Below are 18,424 nucleotides of genomic sequence, written 5' to 3'. Positions count from 1 at the left end.
GGCTTACCAGGGCACATGCGACACCAGCTGGCCGCTGAAAAAACCCCAGGCGATCAAGCCGACGGTGATGGCGGCCAGGGCAACACGAACACTCAAGGCAATGACGAGGCGGTTCGAGCTGCTGTCGTCCTTGACCAGAAAAAACAGGCCGCTGAACAGGCTGACAACCGTGGCAATCAGCATCAGGACGATGGCTGCTTTGAGCATGGTGGGACTCCGGGGGAAAGGCGATGCACTTGAGTATAGCTATCGCGACTACCGACTTTCTGGCGAAGCCATGAAGCGCTTTCGGCCGGGCATCGTACCGACGCTGGTGGTCGCGCTCCTGCTGCCGCTGCTGGTCTCGCTCGGCTTCTGGCAACTGAGCCGGGGCGCGGAGAAAAGCGCGTTGCTGCACACCTATGCCGAGCGCCGTGCCGCCGCGCCGATGGCCAGCACCGAGCTGCAACACACCGAAGATCCGGCGTTTCGCCGGGTTCGCCTGCACGGCCAGTTCGATGCGGCGCACAGCCTGTTGCTGGATAACCGCCAGCGCGACGGCAAAGTCGGCGTTGAGCTGCTGCAACCGTTTCAGGAGCAGGCGACCGGACTGTGGCTGCTGGTCAATCGCGGCTGGCTGCCGTGGCCGGACCGGCGCGCACCGCCGCAATTCACCACGCCGACTCAGGCCTTGAGCCTGGATGCCTGGGTCTACGTCTCGCCCGGCGCGACCTTTCAATTGCAGGCCGATCCGAGCACCACCACCTGGCCTCGATTAGTCACCGCAGTCGAACCTTCCAAGCTCTGGGCGGCGCTGGACCGTGACGGGTTCGCCTACGAATTACGCGCAGAAACCGGCCCCGCGTCCTACCAGGCCGATTGGCCGGTAGTGGCCATGGGGCCGGAAAAACACATCGCTTATGCCGTGCAGTGGTTCGCCATGTCGATCGCCCTGCTCGGCCTCTACGTCTATCTCGGTTGGCACAACGCAAAGGAGAAACACCATGGGAGCGGCCATGAATCCACCCAGCATGTCTGAGGCGAAAACGCCGGCGAACCGGCGCAAGGGTCGCTTGCAGTTGCTGCTGATCCTGCTTGGGGTGATCGGTCCGATGATCCTCGCCACCGGCATGTACAAGTTGCAGTTCTGGGTGCCGGAAGGTCGCAGCTATCACGGCGAGCTGATCGGCAACGGCCAGACCCGCGCCAACCTTGGCGTGCAGGCGCAGGAGGACCGCTGGCAATTGCTGGTCACCGCGCCCAAGGAGTGTTCGGTTGATTGCCAGCAGTTGGTGTATCTGGCGCGACAAGTCCAGATCGGCCTTGGCCGTGATGCCGGGCGCGCCAGTCACGCCCTGGCCGCCGCGCAACCGCTGAACAGCGACTACGACGCCAAGCTGACCCGCGAATACCCGCAGCTGCAGCGTTATCCCATGGACCTGACCACGTTCAGCAAGACCACTGGCGATCAAACCGTGCCGCAGCTGTGGATCATCGACCCGCACGGCAATCTGGTGCTGCGCTACGACCCAACCGTGAAAGGCAAGGACTTGCTCAATGACCTGCGCCATTTGCTGAAACTGTCGAACATCGGATAAGGGCATCGTCATGGCCAAACCTGGATTTCGCCTCGCGCTGTTTGCCACCTTGCTGGCACTGATCGTGGTGTTGCTCGGTGCCTACACCCGCCTGACCCACGCCGGCCTCGGTTGCCCGGACTGGCCGGGCTGCTACGGCTTTATCAGCGTGCCGAAAAGCGAAGCCCAACTGGCTCATGCCGAACTGCATTTTCCCGATGCCCCGGTCGAGGCGCACAAGGGCTGGAACGAAATGGTCCACCGCTACTTTGCCGGCACACTGGGGTTGCTGATTTTGGTACTGGCCGGGCGCGCCTGGGTGCATCGTCGGCATCCAGCGCAACCGGTGAAGCTGCCATTGTTCCTGTTGGCGGTGGTAATCGCCCAAGCGGCGTTCGGCATGTGGACGGTAACGCTCAAGCTTTGGCCACAAGTGGTGACCGGGCATTTGCTCGGGGGTTTCGCAACGTTGAGCCTGTTGTTTCTGCTGACCTTGCGCCTGTCCGGCGTACTGCCGGCGCTGACGGTGCCGCGGCGTTTGCAGTACTGGGCGACGGCCGGGTTGCTGTTGGTGATCCTGCAAATCGCCCTCGGTGGCTGGGTCAGTTCCAACTACGCGGCGGTGGCTTGCATCGACTTTCCGACCTGTCACGGGCAATGGCTGCCGCCCGCTGATTTCGCCAACGGCTTTCATCTGACCCAACACATCGGCCCCAATTACCTGGGCGGGCAGCTCGACAGCGATGCGCGCACGGCGATTCACCTGACTCACCGCATTGGCGCGCTGTTGGTGACGCTGGTGCTGTTCGGTCTGGCGTGGCAACTGAAAGTCGTCGGCATGACACGCCTGGCGGGACTGGTGCTGATTGCTCTCGCCGCACAGATCACCCTCGGCATCAGCAACGTGTTGTTTCACCTGCCGCTGCCGGTGGCTGTCGCGCATAACGCCGGCGGCGCAGCGCTGTTGCTGACAATGGTGCTGGTCAATTACCACGCCCGGACCAGCCTGGTTCGGGTCAAACAACCGACGCGCTGGCGCTTCAGCCCGCGCAAACACTCGGCCGGGCCCATAACAATAAAAGGAGAGATGCCATGGCGACTCTGATCGGCGCACGTCACAGCCAGGCGATCTGGCGTGACTACCTGGAGCTGACCAAGCCGAAAGTGGTGGTGCTGATGCTCATCACCTCGCTGGTCGGCATGTTCCTCGCGACCCGCGCCGGGGTGCCATGGACGGTGCTGGTGTTCGGCAATCTGGGGATCGCGTTGTGTGCCGGCGGGGCGGCGGCGGTCAATCATGTGGTGGACCGGCGGATCGATGCGGTGATGGCGCGCACACACAAACGGCCCTTGGCCGAAGGCCGGGTGTCACCGAAGGCTGCGCTGACATTTGCATTGGTGCTGGCGGTGCTCGGTCAGGCGTTGTTGCTGGCGTTCACCAATCCACTGACGGCGTGGCTGACCCTGGCTTCCCTGCTCGGTTACGCCGTGGTCTATACCGGTTTCCTCAAACGCGCGACGCCACAGAACATCGTCATCGGCGGCCTGGCCGGTGCCGCCCCGCCGCTGCTCGGCTGGACCGCAGCCACCGGTCACGTCAGTGCCGAACCGCTGCTGCTGGTGCTGATCATCTTCGCCTGGACCCCGCCGCACTTCTGGGCGCTGGCGATCCATCGCAAAGAGGAATACGCCAAGGCCGATATTCCGATGCTGCCGGTGACCCATGGCGAGCACTACACGAAAATTCATATCCTGCTTTATACCTTCGCGTTGCTGGCCGTCAGCCTGATGCCGTACGTGATTCACATGAGCGGCGTCCTCTACCTGATTTGCGCCGTCGGGCTTGGCGCGAGGTTCCTGCAATGGGCCGTCGTGCTGTACCGTGGCACTCGGCCGCACGCGGCGATCAGCACGTTCAAGTACTCTATCTGGTACTTGTTCCTGCTGTTTATCGCGCTGCTCGTAGACCACTACCTACTGTTGAACCTATGACTCGAACCCAGAAAACCGTCTTCATCCTTGTCGCCCTGATCGCGCTGGTCCTGGGCCTGACCATCAACAAAGTGCTGTCCGGCAAAGGCCAGGGTGACCCTACGGCACTGATCGACGCCGGAATTATCCTGTTGCCGCAAAGCCGCAACCTGCCGGACGTGACGATGACCGATCAGGACGGCAAACCGGTGGCGGTCAATGCGTTGAAAGACAAGTGGTCGTTGCTGTTCTTCGGCTATACCTTCTGCCCGGACATCTGCCCGACCACCCTCGCCCAGCTGCGCCAGATCAAGAGCGAATTGCCGCCGGAGGCTGTGGATAAATTGCAGATCATCCTGGTAAGCGTCGATCCGAACCGCGATACACCCAAGCAGCTCAAGCAATACCTGGGTTACTTCGACCCGCAGTTTCAAGGGCTGACGGCGGCCTCGGTCGAGGACATTCAGAAGCTGGCCAACGCGGTGAGCATTCCGTTCATTCCGGCGGACACCAGCAAGCCGAATTACACGGTTGATCACAGCGGCAACCTGGCGGTGATCGGGCCGGACGGGACGCAGCGCGGGTTCATCCGGGCGCCGTTGAACAACGCCAAGTTGGTGGCGCAGTTGCCGGTGATGCTTAACCGCAAATAACACCCGGCTCCTGCAGGGTCCGTGTTTCAGGCATAAAAAAAATGGGGCGCATTTGAATGCGCCCCATTTTTCGTTACAGCTTCAGATCAGAACGCCGGCACTACCGCGCCTTTGTACTTCTCGAGAATGAAGGCTTTCGCTTCCGGGCTGTGCAGCGCGGCAACCAGCTTCTTCATGTCTTCGCTGTCCTTGTCGTCCGGACGGGCAACGAGGATGTTCACGTACGGCGAGTCGCTGCCTTCGATAACCAGCGCATCCTTGGCCGGATCAAGCTTGGCTTCCAGCGCGTAGTTGGTGTTGATCAGCGCCAGGTCGACCTGGGTCAGTACGCGCGGGAGGGTCGCGGCTTCCAGTTCGCGGAATTTCAGGTCCTTGGTGTTCTCGGTGATGTCCTTGACGGTCGACAGGATGTTGTTCGAATCCTTCAACTTGATCAGGCCAGCCTTCGCCAGCAGCAACAGCGCGCGGCCGCCGTTGGTGGCGTCGTTAGGGATCACTACGTTGGCGCCGCCCGGCAGTTCGGTCAGCGCTTTGTACTTGCTCGAATAAGCGCCCAAGGGTTCCAGGTGCACACCGGCCACGGAAATCAGGTTGGTGCCCTTGGCCTTGTTGAACTCATCGAGGTACGGCTGGTGCTGGAAGAAGTTGGCATCCAGGCGTTTCTCGGCCACTTGCACGTTCGGCTGGATGTAGTCGGTGAAGACTTTGACTTTCAGGTCCACGCCTTCCTTGGCCAGGGCCGGTTTCACGAATTCGAGGATTTCTGCGTGCGGGACCGGGGAGGCCGCAACGGTCAGGGTGCCGGCGTGGGCGGAAAAAGCTGCAACAGCAGCGAACGCGACGAGTAGTTTTTTCATTCAGCAAACTCCTTGTGAGGCGCATGGCGCCTGCCAGCGAATGGCCGGCTCATGACTTATTTACGCGAGAAGTGTACGACCAGCTTATCGCCAACGGTTTGCAACACTTGAACCAGAACCAGCAGCAATACCACGGTGACGACCATCACATCGGTCTGGAAACGCTGGTAGCCAAAACGGATCGCCAGGTCACCCAGACCACCCGCACCCACCACGCCGGCCATCGCCGTGTACGACACCAGTGTAATAGCTGTCACCGTAATCGCCGCGAAGATGCCCGGGCGGGCTTCTGGCAGCAAGGCATTGGTGATGATCTGACGTGTCGTCGCGCCCATGGCCTGTGTCGCTTCGATGATGCCGCGATCCACCTCACGCAGGGCGGTTTCCACCAGTCGTGCGAAGAACGGCGTGGCACCCACCACCAGCGGAGGAATTGCACCGGCAACACCTAGCGAAGTGCCGGTGATCAACACGGTGAACGGAATCATCACGATCAGCAAAATGATGAAGGGCAGCGAGCGCAGAATGTTCACCACCAGCGACAACATTGCGTATACGCCTTTGGCTTCCAGCAACTGACGCGGGCTGCAAAGGAACAACAGCACGCCTAGCGGAAGGCCCAGCAGCACGGTGAACAACAGCGAACCGCCGAGCATCAGCAGGGTATCGCCAGTGGCCAGCCAGATTTCGAACCAGTCGATATTGGCGAAGAAACTTGTCAGGGCTTCCATCAGCGCAGCACCTCCATGTGGACATCAGCCGCGGTGAAGCGGGCAAACGCCGCCTCCATGTCGCCGCCGGTGACCGCCAGGGTCAATTGCCCGTAGGGGATGTCTTTGATGCGGTCGATACGACCGGCCAGGATGCTGTAGTCCACGCCCGTTTCCCGAGCGACAGTCCCCAGCAATGGCGCGTAGGTCGCTTCGCCCTGGAAGGTCAGGCGCACGATACGGCCTGGCACGTGAGCAAAATCGTCGCGCTGTTCGCTTTCGTCGATCTGCTCGTCTTCCTGCACGAAACGCTTGGTAGTCGGGTGCTTGGGATGCAGGAACACCTCGGCCACCGAACCTTGCTCGACGATCACACCCGCATCCATGACCGCAACCTGGTCACAGACGCGACGGATCACATCCATCTCGTGGGTGATCAGGACGATGGTCAGCTTCAGCTCGCGGTTGATCTCGGCCAGCAATTGCAGGACCGACGCTGTGGTCTGCGGGTCCAGGGCGCTGGTGGCTTCATCGCACAGCAGGATTTTCGGCTTGGTCGCCAGCGCACGAGCAATCCCGACGCGCTGCTTTTGGCCGCCGGACAACTGCGCCGGGTACTTTTTGGCGTGGTCGGACAAGCCAACCCGCGCCAGCAACTCGGCCACACGCTGGTCGATCTCGCTACGCGACAATTCGCCCGCAAGGGTCAGCGGCAACGCGACGTTGTCGGCAACGGTCTTGGACGCCAGCAGGTTGAAGTGCTGGAAAATCATCCCGACCTGCTGACGAAAACGTCGCAGGCTGTTGGCGTCGAGCGCCGTGACTTCTTCGCCGTCGACGATGATCTTGCCGCCACTGGAGTTCTCCAGGCGATTGATCAGACGCAGCAGAGTACTTTTTCCCGCACCGGAATGACCGATCAGGCCGAAGACCTGACCGTTTTCAATCGTCAGACTGGTCGGGTGCAGGGCGGGAATATCCTTACCGGCGACGCGGTAGGTTTTATGGACGTTTTGAAACTCGATCACGTAGCGAACCTTGTGGGGCGCGTTAGAAAAGGATCAGCGGTTAGCCGGGCGCGCATTTTAGCCTGTCCGTATAGAGGTTATTAGCATTTATTCCGCATTCAACCTTTCATTTGGCAATAACGCGATCAAAGGTCATAAAAAAGGAACGGCTAAAAACCCCATCAGTCACTAATAAGGCAACTCGAAAACGCCCCCCGGTGCCGTGCCTGGGGAATACATAAGAGTCCTGGCTACGGCAGGAATCGCAACGAGGAGTTAACGACTGATGAGTACTAAAAAGCCTGCCGCACCTAAAAGCGCAATGGCCGGGACCGACACACTGGACCGCGGCAACACCAATGCCAAGCTCGACAGCCTGGAAAAATTTCGCTCCGACGCCACCGAACAGGCCCTGCGCACTAACCAGGGCGTGAAGGTTTCGGACAATCAGAACACGTTGAAAGTCGGCGCCCGCGGGCCGTCGTTGCTGGAAGATTTCATCATGCGTGAAAAGATCACGCACTTTGACCATGAACGGATCCCGGAGCGCATCGTCCATGCCCGGGGCACTGGGGCTCATGGTTTTTTCCAGACCTATGAAAACCATTCCGTACTGACCAAGGCCGGTTTCTTACAGGACCCGGGTAAGAAAACCCCGGTCTTCGTACGATTTTCCACGGTGCAAGGCCCGCGCGGGTCAGGCGATACCGTGCGCGATGTACGCGGTTTTGCCGTGAAGTTCTTCACCGACGAAGGCAACTTCGACTTGGTGGGGAACAACATGCCGGTGTTTTTCATACAGGACGCGATCAAGTTTCCTGACTTCGTTCACGCGGTAAAACCGGAGCCACACAACGAGATTCCTACGGGAGGTTCGGCGCACGACACCTTCTGGGACTTTGTCTCGCTGGTTCCGGAATCAGCGCACATGGTGATGTGGGCAATGTCCGACCGGGCGATCCCGAAAAGCCTGCGCAGCATGCAGGGCTTTGGCGTGCACACATTCCGGCTGATCAACGCCGAGGGCAAATCACGCTTCGTCAAATTCCACTGGCGCCCTTCCGCCGGGACCTGCTCGCTGGTCTGGGATGAAGCCCAGAAGCTCGCCGGTAAAGACACCGACTACCACCGCCGCGATCTCTGGGAATCAATCGAGATGGGCGATTACCCGGAATGGGAATTGGGCGTACAGGTCGTCGAGGAGGAAAACGAACATGCCTTCGATTTCGACATTCTCGACCCGACCAAAATCATTCCCGAGGAAATCGTACCCATCACCCCACTGGGCAAAATGGTGCTCAACCGTAACCCGGACAACTTTTTCGCCGAAACCGAGCAGGTCGCTTTCTGCCCGGGGCACATCGTGCCGGGGATCGATTTCTCCAACGATCCGTTGCTGCAAGGTCGGTTGTTTTCCTACACCGATACGCAAATCAGCCGACTCGGCGGGCCGAATTTTCACGAGATTCCGATCAACCGTCCGGTCGCCCCCTTCCATAATGGCCAACGGGATGCGATGCACCGCACCACCATCGACAAGGGTCGCGCGTCCTACGAGCCGAATTCCATCGACGGTGGCTGGCCGAAGGAAACACCGCCCGCCGCGCAGGATGGTGGTTTCGAGACGTATCCAGAGCGCATCGATGCCAACAAGATCCGCCAGCGCAGCGAGTCGTTCAGCGATCACTTTTCTCAAGCGCGACTGTTCTTTCACAGCATGAGCAAACACGAGCAGGAACACATCATTGCGGCCTACAGCTTTGAGCTGGGCAAGGTTGAGCGGGAATTTATCCGTGCGCGCGAAGTGAATGAGATCCTTGCCAACATCGACCTGGAACTGGCCAAGCGTGTGGCGCAGAACCTTGGCTTGCCGGCACCGAAGGCCGGGACGGTCGATGTACCGAAAATATCCCTGGACCGTTCACCCGCCCTGAGCCAGGCCAATTTGTTGCCCGGCGATATCAAAACCCGAAAAGTCGCGATTCTGGCGGCCAACGGTGTCGATGGCGTTGCAATCGATGCCATGAAGAAAGCGCTGAAAGCTGAAGGCGCGCACGCCAAGTTGCTCGGCCCGACGTCCGCCCCGGTGACAACGGCCGATGGCAAGTCGCTGCCGGTGGATGCCTCCATGGAAGGCATGCCATCCATCGCCTTCGATGCGGTCTTTGTGCCAGGTGGCGCGGCATCCATCAAAGCGTTGAGCGGTGATGGCGTGGCGTTGCATTACGTGCTGGAGGCGTACAAGCATTTAAAGGCGATCGCGCTGCAAGGCGAGGCCAAGCAACTGCTGGATATGTTGAAACTGGAAGTTGATGCGGGGTTGATCGTGGGGACGGACGCGAAGTTGATCAAAGCGTTTTTCGCGGCGATCGGGCAGCATCGGGTTTGGGATCGGGAACCTAAGGCCAAGGCGATTCCGGCTTAGGTTGTGAGTCAATAGCAAGGACGCTATCGCGAGCAGGCTCGCTGCCACAGGGTTATGGGTTCACCACAAATATAGGGTCACCTCAATCCACTGTGGGAGCGAGCCTGCTCGCGATGCTTTTAAGGTTTACGCGGACTCAAGACAATCTGCGCCGGAATGTTGCGCACGATCTGCTTCTGCAGATTCAGATCGAAATTCGAGTCCAGCTTCTTCACCCGCTTGGTCAACAACGTCGCCAACCAAGGATAATCCTGCGTGCGCGGCGCCTGTATGCTCACGTCGCACTGGTAATTCACTACATCGGCCGCGATCGCATCCAGTTGCCGACGAAGTTTGCCCATATCGGTGAGATTCAGCGCTACCGTGGTGCTTTCAGCGGTCGGATCAATCACCTTCGCCTGCGGTTTAGCCTCGGCAGCCAGCAGCGCCGCTTCAGCTCTATCGAGCTCTGCCTTGCGCGCATTGACGATCGCGTTGTTGACCCCACCGGTCAGCGCCGGCGCCTTGGGCATCAGTGCCCGTGCCCGGCTCAGGGCGGTGGCAGCAGCATTCACATCGCCTTTTTGCAGCACGATCTGGCTGCGTTGCAGATAGGCTTCGGCAAGTTGCCGTTGGTACTGCACAAGCGATGGGTCGTTTGGCGACCCGGCCTGCAAGGCAGCCAGTTGATCTTCAGCAGTGGCCAGCTCGCTGCTGGCGAGGCTTTGCTCGAGCTGTGCGATGGCCGTGGCCTGCGCATCAGTGACCTCGGTGGCCGCTGGTGGCGTGCTTTGACAGGCGCCCAGTAGCAGCGAAAATGCAACAAGGAGCAGATAACGGGAGGCTAACAGCTTCATTCCTGCGACTCTCTATTTGCGCAAAAAACGAGCAAGTCTACACCCCTCGACGGGGCAGGACAAAACTCAGCAGAAACAGCGCGGCGGCCGTCACCACGATCGATGGGCCTGCCGGGGTATCCTTGAACCATGACAATGCCAACCCGCCACACACCGCGAGCATACCCAGCAGACTCGCCCCCAGTGCCATCTGTTCCGGCGACCGGGCGTGACGTTGTGCCGCAGCCGCAGGGATGATCAACAGCGATGTAATCAACAACACACCGACGATTTTCATCGCCACCGCGATCACCACGGCGATCAGCAACATCAGGGTCAGGCGCAGCGCCGGCACCGGCAAACCTTCCACCCTGGCCAGCTCTTCATGCACCGTGATCGCCAGCAAAGGCCTCCACAGCGTCACCAGCAGGGCCAGAACGGCCGCGCTACCGCCGAGAATCCACGCCAGATCGGTCGGGCTTATCGCCAGCAAGTCGCCGAACAGATAGGCCATCAGGTCGATCCGCACTTCGTGCATGAAGCTTAGTACCACCAAGCCCAAAGAGAGCGTGCTCGGTGCGAGAATTCCCAAAAGCGTGTCGGATGCCAGTGGCTGACGCTGTTGCAAGGTCACCAGCAACACCGCCAACAACAAACAGCCGACGGTAACGGCTACCGTCGGGCTGACATCCAGCAGAAAGCCCAACGCCACGCCGAGCAAGGCTGCGTGAGACAGGGTGTCGCCAAAATAAGCCATGCGCCGCCAGACCACGAAAGATCCCAACGGACCCGCCACCAGCGCCAGGGCCAGGCCTGCAAGCAGGGCGTAGAGCAGAAAATCAGCCATGCTTGCAGCTATCTCCATGAACGTGGGGTTGGGCCGTCGGGGCCGTGGTGACCACCGAACCATGCAGATCATGGGCGTGGTCGTGATGGTGGTGATAAATCGCCAGGCTTTGTGCGTTCTTTCCGAACAACTCGACGAAAGCCGGATCGCCGCTGACCTGCTCGGGATGACCGGAACAGCAGACATGACGGTTGAGGCAGACCACTTGATCGGTGGTGCTCATGACCAGATGCAAATCGTGGGAAACCATCAACACGCCGCAACCGTGACGATCACGCAGACGGGTGATCAGGCTGTACAACTCGGCCTGCCCCGCTACGTCGACGCCCTGCACCGGCTCATCCAGCACTAGCAATTCAGGCTCGCGCAACAGCGCCCGGGCCAGCAGCACGCGCTGCATTTCACCACCGGAAACGCTTTGCACCGGGCTGTCGATCACCTGTTCGGCGCCCACTTCCTTGAGTGCCGCCAACGCACGCGTGCGATCCACACCGGGCACCAGCCGCAAGAAGCGCAGCACCGACAACGGGAGCGTCGGATCGACATGAAGTTTTTGCGGCATGTAACCGACCCGCAGTTTCGGCTTGCGCCACACACTGCCGCTGTCCGGCTTCAACAAGCCGAGCACCGCCCGCACGAGGGTGGTTTTGCCTGCACCGTTGGGACCGATCAGGGTAACGATCTGCCCCGGTTCGACGCTCAGTTCGATGTTATCCAGCACGTTTTGCCCGGCAAAGGTGACGGCAACCTGCTCAAGGCGGATCAGCGCGTTGCTCATCAAGCCCCCTGGCAACCCGAACAGACGCCGACCACTTCAACGGTCTGGCTTTCAACGACGAATCCGACATCCCTGGCGCTGCCGATGATCGCGTCGCTGATGGACTTCTGCTCAAGTTCGATGGCGGCGTGGCATTCACGGCAGATCAGGAACTGGCCCTGGTGGGCGTGTTCCGGGTGATTGCAGCCGACGAAGGCGTTCAGCGAGGAGATGCGGTGCACCAGACCGTTTTCCAGCAGGAAATCCAGCGCGCGGTACACGGTCGGTGGCGCGGCGCGGCGGCCATCCTGTTCGCTGAGCACGGCAAGAATGTCGTAGGCACCCAGCGGCTTGTGGCTTTGCCACACCAGTTCCAGCACCCGCCGGCGCAAGGCGGTCAGGCGCAGGCCTTGACGTGCGCACAGGGCATCCGCCTCAGACAGTGCGCTGTGAACGCAATGAGAGTGGTCATGGGGACGGCTGGCAATCGGTGTTTTAGGCATGAGCGGCGACGAGTTTTGTGAGAGACGTTATTATGTTACCCGTTCTCGCCTCTTCGAGTGGTCATCGTGTCCCGACTTTTTTCTATCTTTGTCGCATTTGTCGCCAGTTTTCTGTTGATTGGTTCTGCTCAAGCCGACGTCAAGGTCCTCACCAGCATCAAGCCGCTACAGCTGATTGCCGCTGCGGTGCAGGACGGCGTGGCGATCCCGGAGGTACTGCTTCCGCCGGGGGCCTCCCCACATAACTATGCCTTGCGCCCTTCCGACGTACGGAAGGTTCAATCGGTGGATCTGGTTTACTGGATCGGTCCGTCCATGGAAGGTTTCCTGCCTCGCGTGCTGAATGGTCGTACGTTGCCGAGCGTGGCCGTGCAGGATCTGCCGGGTCTGAAATTGCGTCGCTTCGCCGAGGACAGTCACTCCCACGCCGAAGAAGCCGATGAGCATGATCACGATCACCGTCCGGGCAGCCTGGATGCGCACCTGTGGCTGTCGCCGGTCAATGCTCGGGTGATCGCGACGAAAATGGCCGCTGATTTAAGTGCTGCCGATCCGGCCAATGCGGCGCGTTATCAAAGCAATCTCAAGGCGTTCGATGAGCGCCTGGATGCGCTGGACCTCCGCTTGAAGGCGCGGCTGGCGGGTATCGCGGGCAAGCCGTACTTTGTGTTCCATGAAGCCTTCGACTACTTCGAAGACGCTTACAGCCTGAAGCACACGGGTGTGTTCAGCGTCGCCGCCGAAGTCCAGCCGGGTGCCCAGCATGTGTCGGCAATGCGCACGCGGTTGCAGGAAGTGGGCAAGACCTGTGTGTTCAGTGAACCGCCATTGCGTCCGCGCCTGGCGGAAACACTGGTGGCTGGCCTGCCGGTGAAACTGGCGGAACTGGATGCGCTGGGCGGATACACGCCGGCAACTGCTCAAGGTTATGAGCAGGTGCTGGAGAAATTGGGGAATGATTTGGCGGGGTGTCTGGAGTCGCTGTAACACTGCGATACCCTGCGGCGAGGGCGCTTGCTTCCGCCGGGCAGCGAAGCGGCCCCAAGATGGGCCTGCTGCACGCCAGCGGGAGCAAGCTCCCTCGTCACAATTCAGAGGGCGAAAGGTAGCGGCGTGCTGACCTTCTGCCGCTGTGCCAACCGCTGCTGAAATTCCATCGGATCGTGAATCAACACGTCCTGCCCGGCGAAAGACTCTGCGGCAATCAACCGCGACAACCAGAACCGCACGCACGCCACCCGCAGCATGGTTGGCCACAACTCCGCCTCGGCAGCGGTGAATGGCCGCAACGCCGCATATGCTCCAAGCAACGCCCGAGCTCGCGGCCCATCGATCAACCCGTCGTCATCCGAACACCAGTCATTCAGCGCAATCGCCACGTCGTAGAGCATCGGCCCCGAGCAAGCATTGTAAAAGTCGATCAATCCCGTCAGGTGCGTGCCTTCGAACATCGCGTTGTCGCGGAACAGGTCTGCGTGGATGTTGGCCCGGGGCAACGCCAGGATCTTCTCTTTCTGTTGAGTGATCTCATCCAGCGCCCGCTGCAGCAAATCACTCTGCTCGGCATTCAGGTGCGACAACAACTGCGTGCCCTCTTCCTGCATCCAGTCCAGCCCACGATCGGTCTTGCGCTTGATCATGTTGGCCTGGGTTGCCAGATGCAGGTGCGCGAGCAATTCGCCCACTTGGGCGCAATGCTGTGCGTTGGCAATCTTGATGTGCTTGCCGGGCAGGCGCGGCTGCAATAGCGCAGGTTTACCGGCCAGTTCGCGCAAGGCGACGCCATCGGTGGTGCGCAAGGCATAAGGCACCGGAAGGTCGGCCTCATGCAACACGTCCAGCAGTTCAATGAAGAACGGCATTTCCTGAACCGGACCGCGCTCAACCAGGGTCAGGACAAATTCGCCCTGTTCCAGACTGATAAAGAAATTGGTGTTTTCGCTACCGGCGGCAATCCCTTGGAAATCAAGCAGGCGGCCGAGCCCGTATGGGGCGAGAAAGGTTTCCAGCTCGGGCCGAGCCAGCGGGGTGAACACAGACATGTTTTAGCTGCCAGTACGGGCGCCGCTGATTGAGCCAGCGCCGATTGAAATTAAGAACCTACTTCCATTCAAAAATCTTCCACGACGGAATCAGCATATCCGGCTGATCCGAGCGGATGAAGTTCGCATCCGACCCGTCCGCGCGTACCAGAAAATAAGGCTTTCCGACCTTCGGAGTGACCTTGATCGCGTACAGGAAACCATTTTGGCGGTACTCCTGGATCGTTTTGTCCCCTTCGGTGCGGATGGTCACATCCGGTTCCGGCGATGGCGCATCGTCCGCCGCCATGACGGCCAATGGTGCGATTGCAAACAAGCCAGCCAGCAACAGGCGATTTAGTGTGCGCATGATAACCTTGTCCCTTTGTCGTCAACGGTCCCGCTATTCTAGCGCCTGACCCGCCGAAAAGGTTGATCCTGCTCATGAGCCAAGCCCCCCTCGTCCTGGTGGACGGTTCTTCTTACCTGTACCGCGCCTTTCACGCCCTGCCACCGCTGACCACTTCCAAAGGTCTGCCGACCGGAGCGGTCAAAGGCGTGCTGAACATGCTCAAGAGTCTGCGCAAGCAGTACCCGGACAGTCCGTTCGCCGTGGTGTTCGACGCCAAGGGCGGGACATTCCGGGACGAAATGTTCGCCGAGTACAAGGCCAACCGCCCGAGCATGCCCGACGACATGCGCGTGCAGATCGAACCGCTGCACCAAAGCGTGATCGCTCTGGGCTTCCCGCTGCTGTGCGTCGAAGGCGTCGAGGCCGATGACGTGATCGGCACCCTGGCCCGCAGCAGTGCGGCGGCTGACCGCCCAGTGATCATCTCCACCGGCGACAAAGACATGGCGCAGTTGGTCGACGGCCACATTACCTTGGTCAACACCATGACCGGTAGCGCGTTGGACGTGGAGGGCGTGAAGGAGAAATTCGGCGTCGTTCCCGAGCAGATCATCGATTATCTGGCACTGATGGGCGATTCGTCCGACAACATTCCGGGCGTTCCGGGCATCGGCCCCAAGACCGCTTCCGGCCTGCTGGTCGGCGTAAACGGCGGCCTGACCGAGCTGTATGCCCAGCTCGATATCGTTCCGACCCTGCCGATTCGCGGCGCGAAAACACTGCCGGCCAAGCTCGAAGAGCACAGAGAGATGGCCTTCCTCTCCTATCAACTGGCGACGATCAAGATCGACGTGCCACTGGACATCGGCCTCGACGACCTGCAAATGGGCAAGCCGGATCACGACAAACTGGCCGAGCTCTACACCCTGCTGGAATTCAAGAGCTGGTTCGAAGAAAACCAGCGCGACGCCAAGCGCTCCGGCCAGGAAGTCACCGCACCGGTAGCTGAAGAAGCCGCGGTCGAGACCGAACTCAAGTACACGACGATTCTCACTCAGGCGGATTTCGACCTCTGGCTTAAAAAACTCAATGACGCCACGCTGATCGCCTTTGATACCGAAACCACCGGCATCGATGCGCAGCAGGCGCAGCTGGTTGGCCTGTCGTTCGCTGTACAGGCCAACGAAGCGGCCTACATCCCGCTGACCCATTCCTACATGGGCGTTCCAGAGCAACTCGATCGTGACACCGTGCTGCGCGCGCTGAAACCGATCCTGGAAGACCCGAAGAAACTCAAGGTCGGCCAGCACGCCAAGTTCGACATGAACATCCTGGCCAACTGCGCCATCGGCGGCGATCAGAGCTGCGGCATCACCGTGCAAGGCATCGCCTTCGACACCATGCTCGAATCCTACGTGCTGGATTCCACCGCGACCCGTCACGACATGGACAGCCTGGCGCTCAAATACCTGAATCACACCACCACCAGCTTCCAGGACATCGCCGGCAAAGGCGCCAAGCAGCTGACCTTTGACCAGATTTCCCTGGAACTGGCCGGACCGTACGCCGCCGAAGACGCCGACGTGACGCTTCGCCTGCATCAAACCCTGCAGGAAAAGCTCAATGCGATTCCGAGCCTGAGCAAAGTCTTGAGCGACATCGAAATGCCACTGGTGCCGGTGCTTGCGCGAATCGAACGCCAAGGCGCGTTGGTCGATGCCAACCTGCTGGGCATCCAGAGCGTTGAGCTGGGCGAGAAAATGGTCGCGCTGGAGCGTGAGGCATTTGCCATCGCTGGCGAAGAATTCAACCTTGGCTCGCCGAAACAACTGGGCGTGATCCTGTACGAAAAACTCGGCTTGCCGATTCTCAGCAAAACCGCCAAGGGCCAGGCATCTACCGCCGAAGCGGTGCTGGCGGAACTGGCCGAACAGGATTACCCGCTGCCCAAAGTGCTGATGCAATACCGCTCGATGAGCAAACTGAAAAGCACTTACACCGACCGCCTGCCGGAGCAGATCAACCCTCGCACCGGGCGGATTCACACGTCTTATCATCAGGCTGTCGCGGCGACGGGGCGTTTGTCGTCCAGCGATCCGAACCTGCAGAACATCCCGATCCGCACCGCCGAAGGTCGGCGGATTCGCCAGGCGTTCGTGGCGCCCAAAGGCTACAAGCTGCTAGCCGCGGACTACTCGCAAATCGAACTGCGGATCATGGCGCACCTGGCCAAGGATGAAGGTTTGCTGCACGCCTTCCGCAATGACCTGGACGTACACAAAGCCACCGCCGCCGAAGTGTTCGGTGTCGAGCTGGCAGACGTCACCACTGATCAGCGTCGTAGCGCCAAGGCGATCAACTTCGGTTTGATCTATGGCATGAGCGCGTTTGGCCTGGCCAAGCAGATCGGCGTCGATCGCAAACAGTCCCAGGCGTACATCGACCGCTATTTCGCTCGCTATCCAGGCGTCCTGGAGTACATGGAGCGCACCCGCGCCCAGGCGGCCGAGCAAGGTTTCGTCGAGACCCTCTTCGGTCGTCGTCTGTACTTGCCGGAAATCAACGCGAAAAACCCGGCCCTGCGCAAAGGCGCCGAACGCACGGCGATCAATGCGCCGATGCAAGGCACGGCGGCGGACATCATCAAGAAAGCCATGGTGGCTGTGGATAACTGGCTGACCTCATCGGGCCTGGACGCCAAAGTCATCCTGCAGGTGCACGATGAACTGGTGCTTGAGGTGCGTGAAGACCTGGTCGATCAGGTTCGCGAGGAGATTCGCTCCCACATGGCCGATGCCGCGAAGCTTGATGTGCCGCTGCTGGTCGAGGTTGGCGTGGGCAATAACTGGGACGAAGCTCACTGAGCCGTCTGAAACAGGCGGTGTCTGCTGCGGCATAGTGCCGCGGCAGAAGGGTCGAAGGGCGCTTATTTCGGTTGGCGATCCGGCTTATTTCAAATGGTTTCTGTAACCCCGGAACTAAACCTGTGAACTGCCACTCAGAGTAACTGAATGGCTGGTGAAGCCCTTCGATGCTCCTATGTTGTGTTAAGTGTTGGCAGATAATCTGGACCCCGCCCTAGCGGTCCGGAACTTGAACCCCGGAACTTCCCCCTCCCCATAAGAAGTCCGGGGTTTTTTTTGCCCGCGATTTGTTATTCCGCGAGTTCGGAGCCTTTGTCAGCCAGTTCCATCCAGCCCGCCAGTACAGTGTAGGCGTCTTCCAGGCCCATGCGTTTTGGCGCCGAAAACAGCTGAATGCTGATCGCATCCCCCCAGCCTTTACGAATGTCTGACTGAACCTTGAGCAGCACGTTTTTCGCGGCGCCGTAAGTCAGCTTGTCCGCCTTGGTCAGCAGAATGTGCATCGGCATGCCACTGGCGACGGCCCAGTCGAGCATCAACAGGTCGAAGTCGGTCATTGGATGACGGATGTCCATCATCAGAATCAGACCCTTCAAACTCTCGCGACCACCCAGATAAGCTTCCAGGTGACGCTGCCAGTGCAGCTTCAACGGGATCGGTACTTTCGCGTAACCGTAGCCCGGCAGGTCGACCAGACGACGATCATCGTCTAGCTTGAAGAAGTTCAAGAGTTGCGTGCGACCCGGAGTTTTCGAGGTCCGCGCCAGGCTGGCATGCGTCAGGGTGTTCAACGCGCTGGATTTACCGGCGTTGGAGCGCCCGGCGAAGGCCACTTCAAAGCCTTCGTCGTCGGGACATTGGTCGACTTTGGCAGCGCTGAGCATGAAGGTGGACTGTTGGCACAGGCCGAGGATGGGGTTCTTGAGTTGCATGGGATTTCCGATGTGGGCGGCGCCGGGAATGGACGCGGCAAGCGGTGTCGTTTCCGTTTCAGTGACGCCAGTATATAATGCCGCAGATTTTGTGTGCGCTTTGTCCCAGCGTAGGATGAAGTTCACGAGAGCGATTGACCTTGATTGCGCACTA

General features: G+C 60.0%; 19 protein-coding genes. 8 read left to right on the top strand and 11 right to left on the bottom strand.

The genetic code is table 11. The annotated features are described in order from the left end of the window. Positions 1-3: 3 nt before the first annotated feature. Positions 4-207 carry a twin transmembrane helix small protein gene (locus ACM1ZW_RS09285; protein WP_008152470.1) on the bottom strand — a complete coding sequence of 68 codons (204 nt, stop codon included), beginning with the start codon at positions 205-207 and terminating at the stop codon, positions 4-6. 70 nt (positions 208-277) lie between these two features. Between ACM1ZW_RS09285 and ACM1ZW_RS09280 the strand changes: the two genes are divergently transcribed. Genes ACM1ZW_RS09280 through ACM1ZW_RS09260 form a run of 5 tightly spaced genes read left to right on the top strand, consistent with a single transcriptional unit; the run spans position 278 to position 4,180 of the window. Continuing rightward, on the top strand, positions 278-1,018 hold the full coding sequence (locus ACM1ZW_RS09280) for an SURF1 family protein (RefSeq protein WP_414884838.1): 741 nt from the start codon (positions 278-280) through the stop codon (positions 1,016-1,018). Continuing rightward, a complete protein-coding gene (locus ACM1ZW_RS09275) occupies positions 984-1,577 on the top strand; it encodes a hypothetical protein (RefSeq protein WP_414884837.1) in 594 nt (197 codons plus the stop codon). Before ACM1ZW_RS09280 ends, ACM1ZW_RS09275 begins: the two co-directional genes overlap by 35 nt. Positions 1,578-1,587: 10 nt before the next feature. Next, positions 1,588-2,661, top strand: coding sequence for a COX15/CtaA family protein (locus ACM1ZW_RS09270; RefSeq protein ID WP_416740438.1), 1,074 nt, complete (start codon positions 1,588-1,590; stop codon positions 2,659-2,661). Then, positions 2,649-3,548, top strand: a complete 900-nt coding sequence (gene cyoE / locus ACM1ZW_RS09265; protein ID WP_017341771.1) for a heme o synthase — start codon at positions 2,649-2,651, stop codon at positions 3,546-3,548. Before ACM1ZW_RS09270 ends, cyoE begins: the two co-directional genes overlap by 13 nt. Next, on the top strand, positions 3,545-4,180 hold the full coding sequence (locus tag ACM1ZW_RS09260) for an SCO family protein (RefSeq protein WP_017341770.1): 636 nt from the start codon (positions 3,545-3,547) through the stop codon (positions 4,178-4,180). The genes cyoE and ACM1ZW_RS09260 overlap by 4 nt, the downstream gene beginning before the upstream one ends. Positions 4,181-4,266: 86 nt before the next feature. Here ACM1ZW_RS09260 and ACM1ZW_RS09255 read toward each other — a convergent pair whose 3' ends face one another. Genes ACM1ZW_RS09255 through ACM1ZW_RS09245 form a run of 3 tightly spaced genes read right to left on the bottom strand, consistent with a single transcriptional unit; the run spans position 4,267 to position 6,775 of the window. Next, positions 4,267-5,037 (bottom strand): MetQ/NlpA family ABC transporter substrate-binding protein, encoded by a 771-nt coding sequence (locus ACM1ZW_RS09255; RefSeq protein ID WP_416740437.1) that lies wholly within the window; start codon positions 5,035-5,037, stop codon positions 4,267-4,269. Positions 5,038-5,093: 56 nt separating this feature from the next. Further along, entirely contained in the window at positions 5,094-5,768 is a 675-nt protein-coding gene (locus ACM1ZW_RS09250; protein WP_008002212.1) for a methionine ABC transporter permease, read from the bottom strand. Then, positions 5,768-6,775, bottom strand: a complete 1,008-nt coding sequence (locus ACM1ZW_RS09245; protein ID WP_017341768.1) for a methionine ABC transporter ATP-binding protein — start codon at positions 6,773-6,775, stop codon at positions 5,768-5,770. The genes ACM1ZW_RS09250 and ACM1ZW_RS09245 overlap by 1 nt, the downstream gene beginning before the upstream one ends. Before the next feature lie 265 nt (positions 6,776-7,040). Between ACM1ZW_RS09245 and katE the strand changes: the two genes are divergently transcribed. Then, positions 7,041-9,179, top strand: a complete 2,139-nt coding sequence (gene katE, locus ACM1ZW_RS09240) for a catalase HPII (RefSeq protein ID WP_416740436.1) — start codon at positions 7,041-7,043, stop codon at positions 9,177-9,179. A gap of 119 nt (positions 9,180-9,298) precedes the next feature. On the opposite strand, the gene ACM1ZW_RS09235 is transcribed toward katE, so the two are convergent. The 4 genes from ACM1ZW_RS09235 to zur are packed head-to-tail and all read right to left on the bottom strand — an operon-like array spanning position 9,299 to position 12,101. Further along, positions 9,299-10,015, bottom strand: coding sequence for a PA5502 family lipoprotein (locus tag ACM1ZW_RS09235; RefSeq protein ID WP_017341766.1), 717 nt, complete (start codon positions 10,013-10,015; stop codon positions 9,299-9,301). Between the two features lie 37 nt (positions 10,016-10,052). Further along, the gene (gene znuB / locus ACM1ZW_RS09230; RefSeq protein WP_017341765.1) at positions 10,053-10,841 is read right to left on the bottom strand and encodes a zinc ABC transporter permease subunit ZnuB; all 789 of its coding nucleotides are present in this window, start codon (positions 10,839-10,841) and stop codon (positions 10,053-10,055) included. Then, entirely contained in the window at positions 10,834-11,619 is a 786-nt protein-coding gene (gene znuC, locus ACM1ZW_RS09225; RefSeq protein WP_017341764.1) for a zinc ABC transporter ATP-binding protein ZnuC, read from the bottom strand. The genes znuB and znuC overlap by 8 nt, the downstream gene beginning before the upstream one ends. Next, a complete protein-coding gene (gene zur / locus ACM1ZW_RS09220; protein WP_017341763.1) occupies positions 11,619-12,101 on the bottom strand; it encodes a zinc uptake transcriptional repressor Zur in 483 nt (160 codons plus the stop codon). The genes znuC and zur overlap by 1 nt, the downstream gene beginning before the upstream one ends. A gap of 66 nt (positions 12,102-12,167) precedes the next feature. Between zur and ACM1ZW_RS09215 the strand changes: the two genes are divergently transcribed. Next, complete coding sequence (locus ACM1ZW_RS09215; RefSeq protein ID WP_416740435.1) at positions 12,168-13,088, top strand: zinc ABC transporter substrate-binding protein; 921 nt, start codon at positions 12,168-12,170, stop codon at positions 13,086-13,088. Positions 13,089-13,192: 104 nt separating this feature from the next. Here ACM1ZW_RS09215 and ACM1ZW_RS09210 read toward each other — a convergent pair whose 3' ends face one another. Both ACM1ZW_RS09210 and ACM1ZW_RS09205 read right to left on the bottom strand, forming a co-directional pair. After that, positions 13,193-14,143 carry a homoserine kinase gene (locus ACM1ZW_RS09210; protein ID WP_017341761.1) on the bottom strand — a complete coding sequence of 317 codons (951 nt, stop codon included), beginning with the start codon at positions 14,141-14,143 and terminating at the stop codon, positions 13,193-13,195. Between the two features lie 58 nt (positions 14,144-14,201). Continuing rightward, positions 14,202-14,492, bottom strand: coding sequence for a DUF2782 domain-containing protein (locus ACM1ZW_RS09205; protein ID WP_017341760.1), 291 nt, complete (start codon positions 14,490-14,492; stop codon positions 14,202-14,204). A gap of 74 nt (positions 14,493-14,566) precedes the next feature. On the opposite strand from ACM1ZW_RS09205, the gene polA reads away from it, so the two are divergent. Further along, positions 14,567-17,338, top strand: coding sequence for a DNA polymerase I (gene polA, locus ACM1ZW_RS09200; protein ID WP_414884835.1), 2,772 nt, complete (start codon positions 14,567-14,569; stop codon positions 17,336-17,338). A 290-nt stretch (positions 17,339-17,628) separates the two neighbouring features. Here the strand turns inward: polA and yihA are convergent, their stop codons facing one another. Further along, on the bottom strand, positions 17,629-18,270 hold the full coding sequence (gene yihA / locus ACM1ZW_RS09195) for a ribosome biogenesis GTP-binding protein YihA/YsxC (protein WP_017341758.1): 642 nt from the start codon (positions 18,268-18,270) through the stop codon (positions 17,629-17,631). Positions 18,271-18,424 lie beyond the last annotated feature (154 nt).

It is taken from the genome of Pseudomonas sp. NFX71 (assembly GCF_048079215.1).
In the GTDB taxonomy this organism is placed as follows: domain Bacteria; phylum Pseudomonadota; class Gammaproteobacteria; order Pseudomonadales; family Pseudomonadaceae; genus Aquipseudomonas; species Aquipseudomonas fluorescens_B.
This window is presented reverse-complemented; position numbering and strand designations above follow the sequence as displayed.

Coding starts and splice junctions, on each gene's coding strand:
- ACM1ZW_RS09280 (WP_414884838.1), top strand. CDS start 278: ATGAAGCGCTTTCGGCCGGGCATCGTACCGACGCTGGTGGTCGCGCTC.
- ACM1ZW_RS09235 (WP_017341766.1), bottom strand. CDS start 10,015: ATGAAGCTGTTAGCCTCCCGTTATCTGCTCCTTGTTGCATTTTCGCTG.
- znuC (WP_017341764.1), bottom strand. CDS start 11,619: ATGAGCAACGCGCTGATCCGCCTTGAGCAGGTTGCCGTCACCTTTGCC.
- zur (WP_017341763.1), bottom strand. CDS start 12,101: ATGCCTAAAACACCGATTGCCAGCCGTCCCCATGACCACTCTCATTGC.
- ACM1ZW_RS09270 (WP_416740438.1), top strand. CDS start 1,588: ATGGCCAAACCTGGATTTCGCCTCGCGCTGTTTGCCACCTTGCTGGCA.
- znuB (WP_017341765.1), bottom strand. CDS start 10,841: ATGGCTGATTTTCTGCTCTACGCCCTGCTTGCAGGCCTGGCCCTGGCG.
- ACM1ZW_RS09255 (WP_416740437.1), bottom strand. CDS start 5,037: ATGAAAAAACTACTCGTCGCGTTCGCTGCTGTTGCAGCTTTTTCCGCC.
- ACM1ZW_RS09210 (WP_017341761.1), bottom strand. CDS start 14,143: ATGTCTGTGTTCACCCCGCTGGCTCGGCCCGAGCTGGAAACCTTTCTC.
- ACM1ZW_RS09285 (WP_008152470.1), bottom strand. CDS start 207: ATGCTCAAAGCAGCCATCGTCCTGATGCTGATTGCCACGGTTGTCAGC.
- ACM1ZW_RS09250 (WP_008002212.1), bottom strand. CDS start 5,768: ATGGAAGCCCTGACAAGTTTCTTCGCCAATATCGACTGGTTCGAAATC.
- ACM1ZW_RS09275 (WP_414884837.1), top strand. CDS start 984: ATGGGAGCGGCCATGAATCCACCCAGCATGTCTGAGGCGAAAACGCCG.
- polA (WP_414884835.1), top strand. CDS start 14,567: ATGAGCCAAGCCCCCCTCGTCCTGGTGGACGGTTCTTCTTACCTGTAC.
- yihA (WP_017341758.1), bottom strand. CDS start 18,270: ATGCAACTCAAGAACCCCATCCTCGGCCTGTGCCAACAGTCCACCTTC.
- cyoE (WP_017341771.1), top strand. CDS start 2,649: ATGGCGACTCTGATCGGCGCACGTCACAGCCAGGCGATCTGGCGTGAC.
- ACM1ZW_RS09260 (WP_017341770.1), top strand. CDS start 3,545: ATGACTCGAACCCAGAAAACCGTCTTCATCCTTGTCGCCCTGATCGCG.
- katE (WP_416740436.1), top strand. CDS start 7,041: ATGAGTACTAAAAAGCCTGCCGCACCTAAAAGCGCAATGGCCGGGACC.
- ACM1ZW_RS09205 (WP_017341760.1), bottom strand. CDS start 14,492: ATGCGCACACTAAATCGCCTGTTGCTGGCTGGCTTGTTTGCAATCGCA.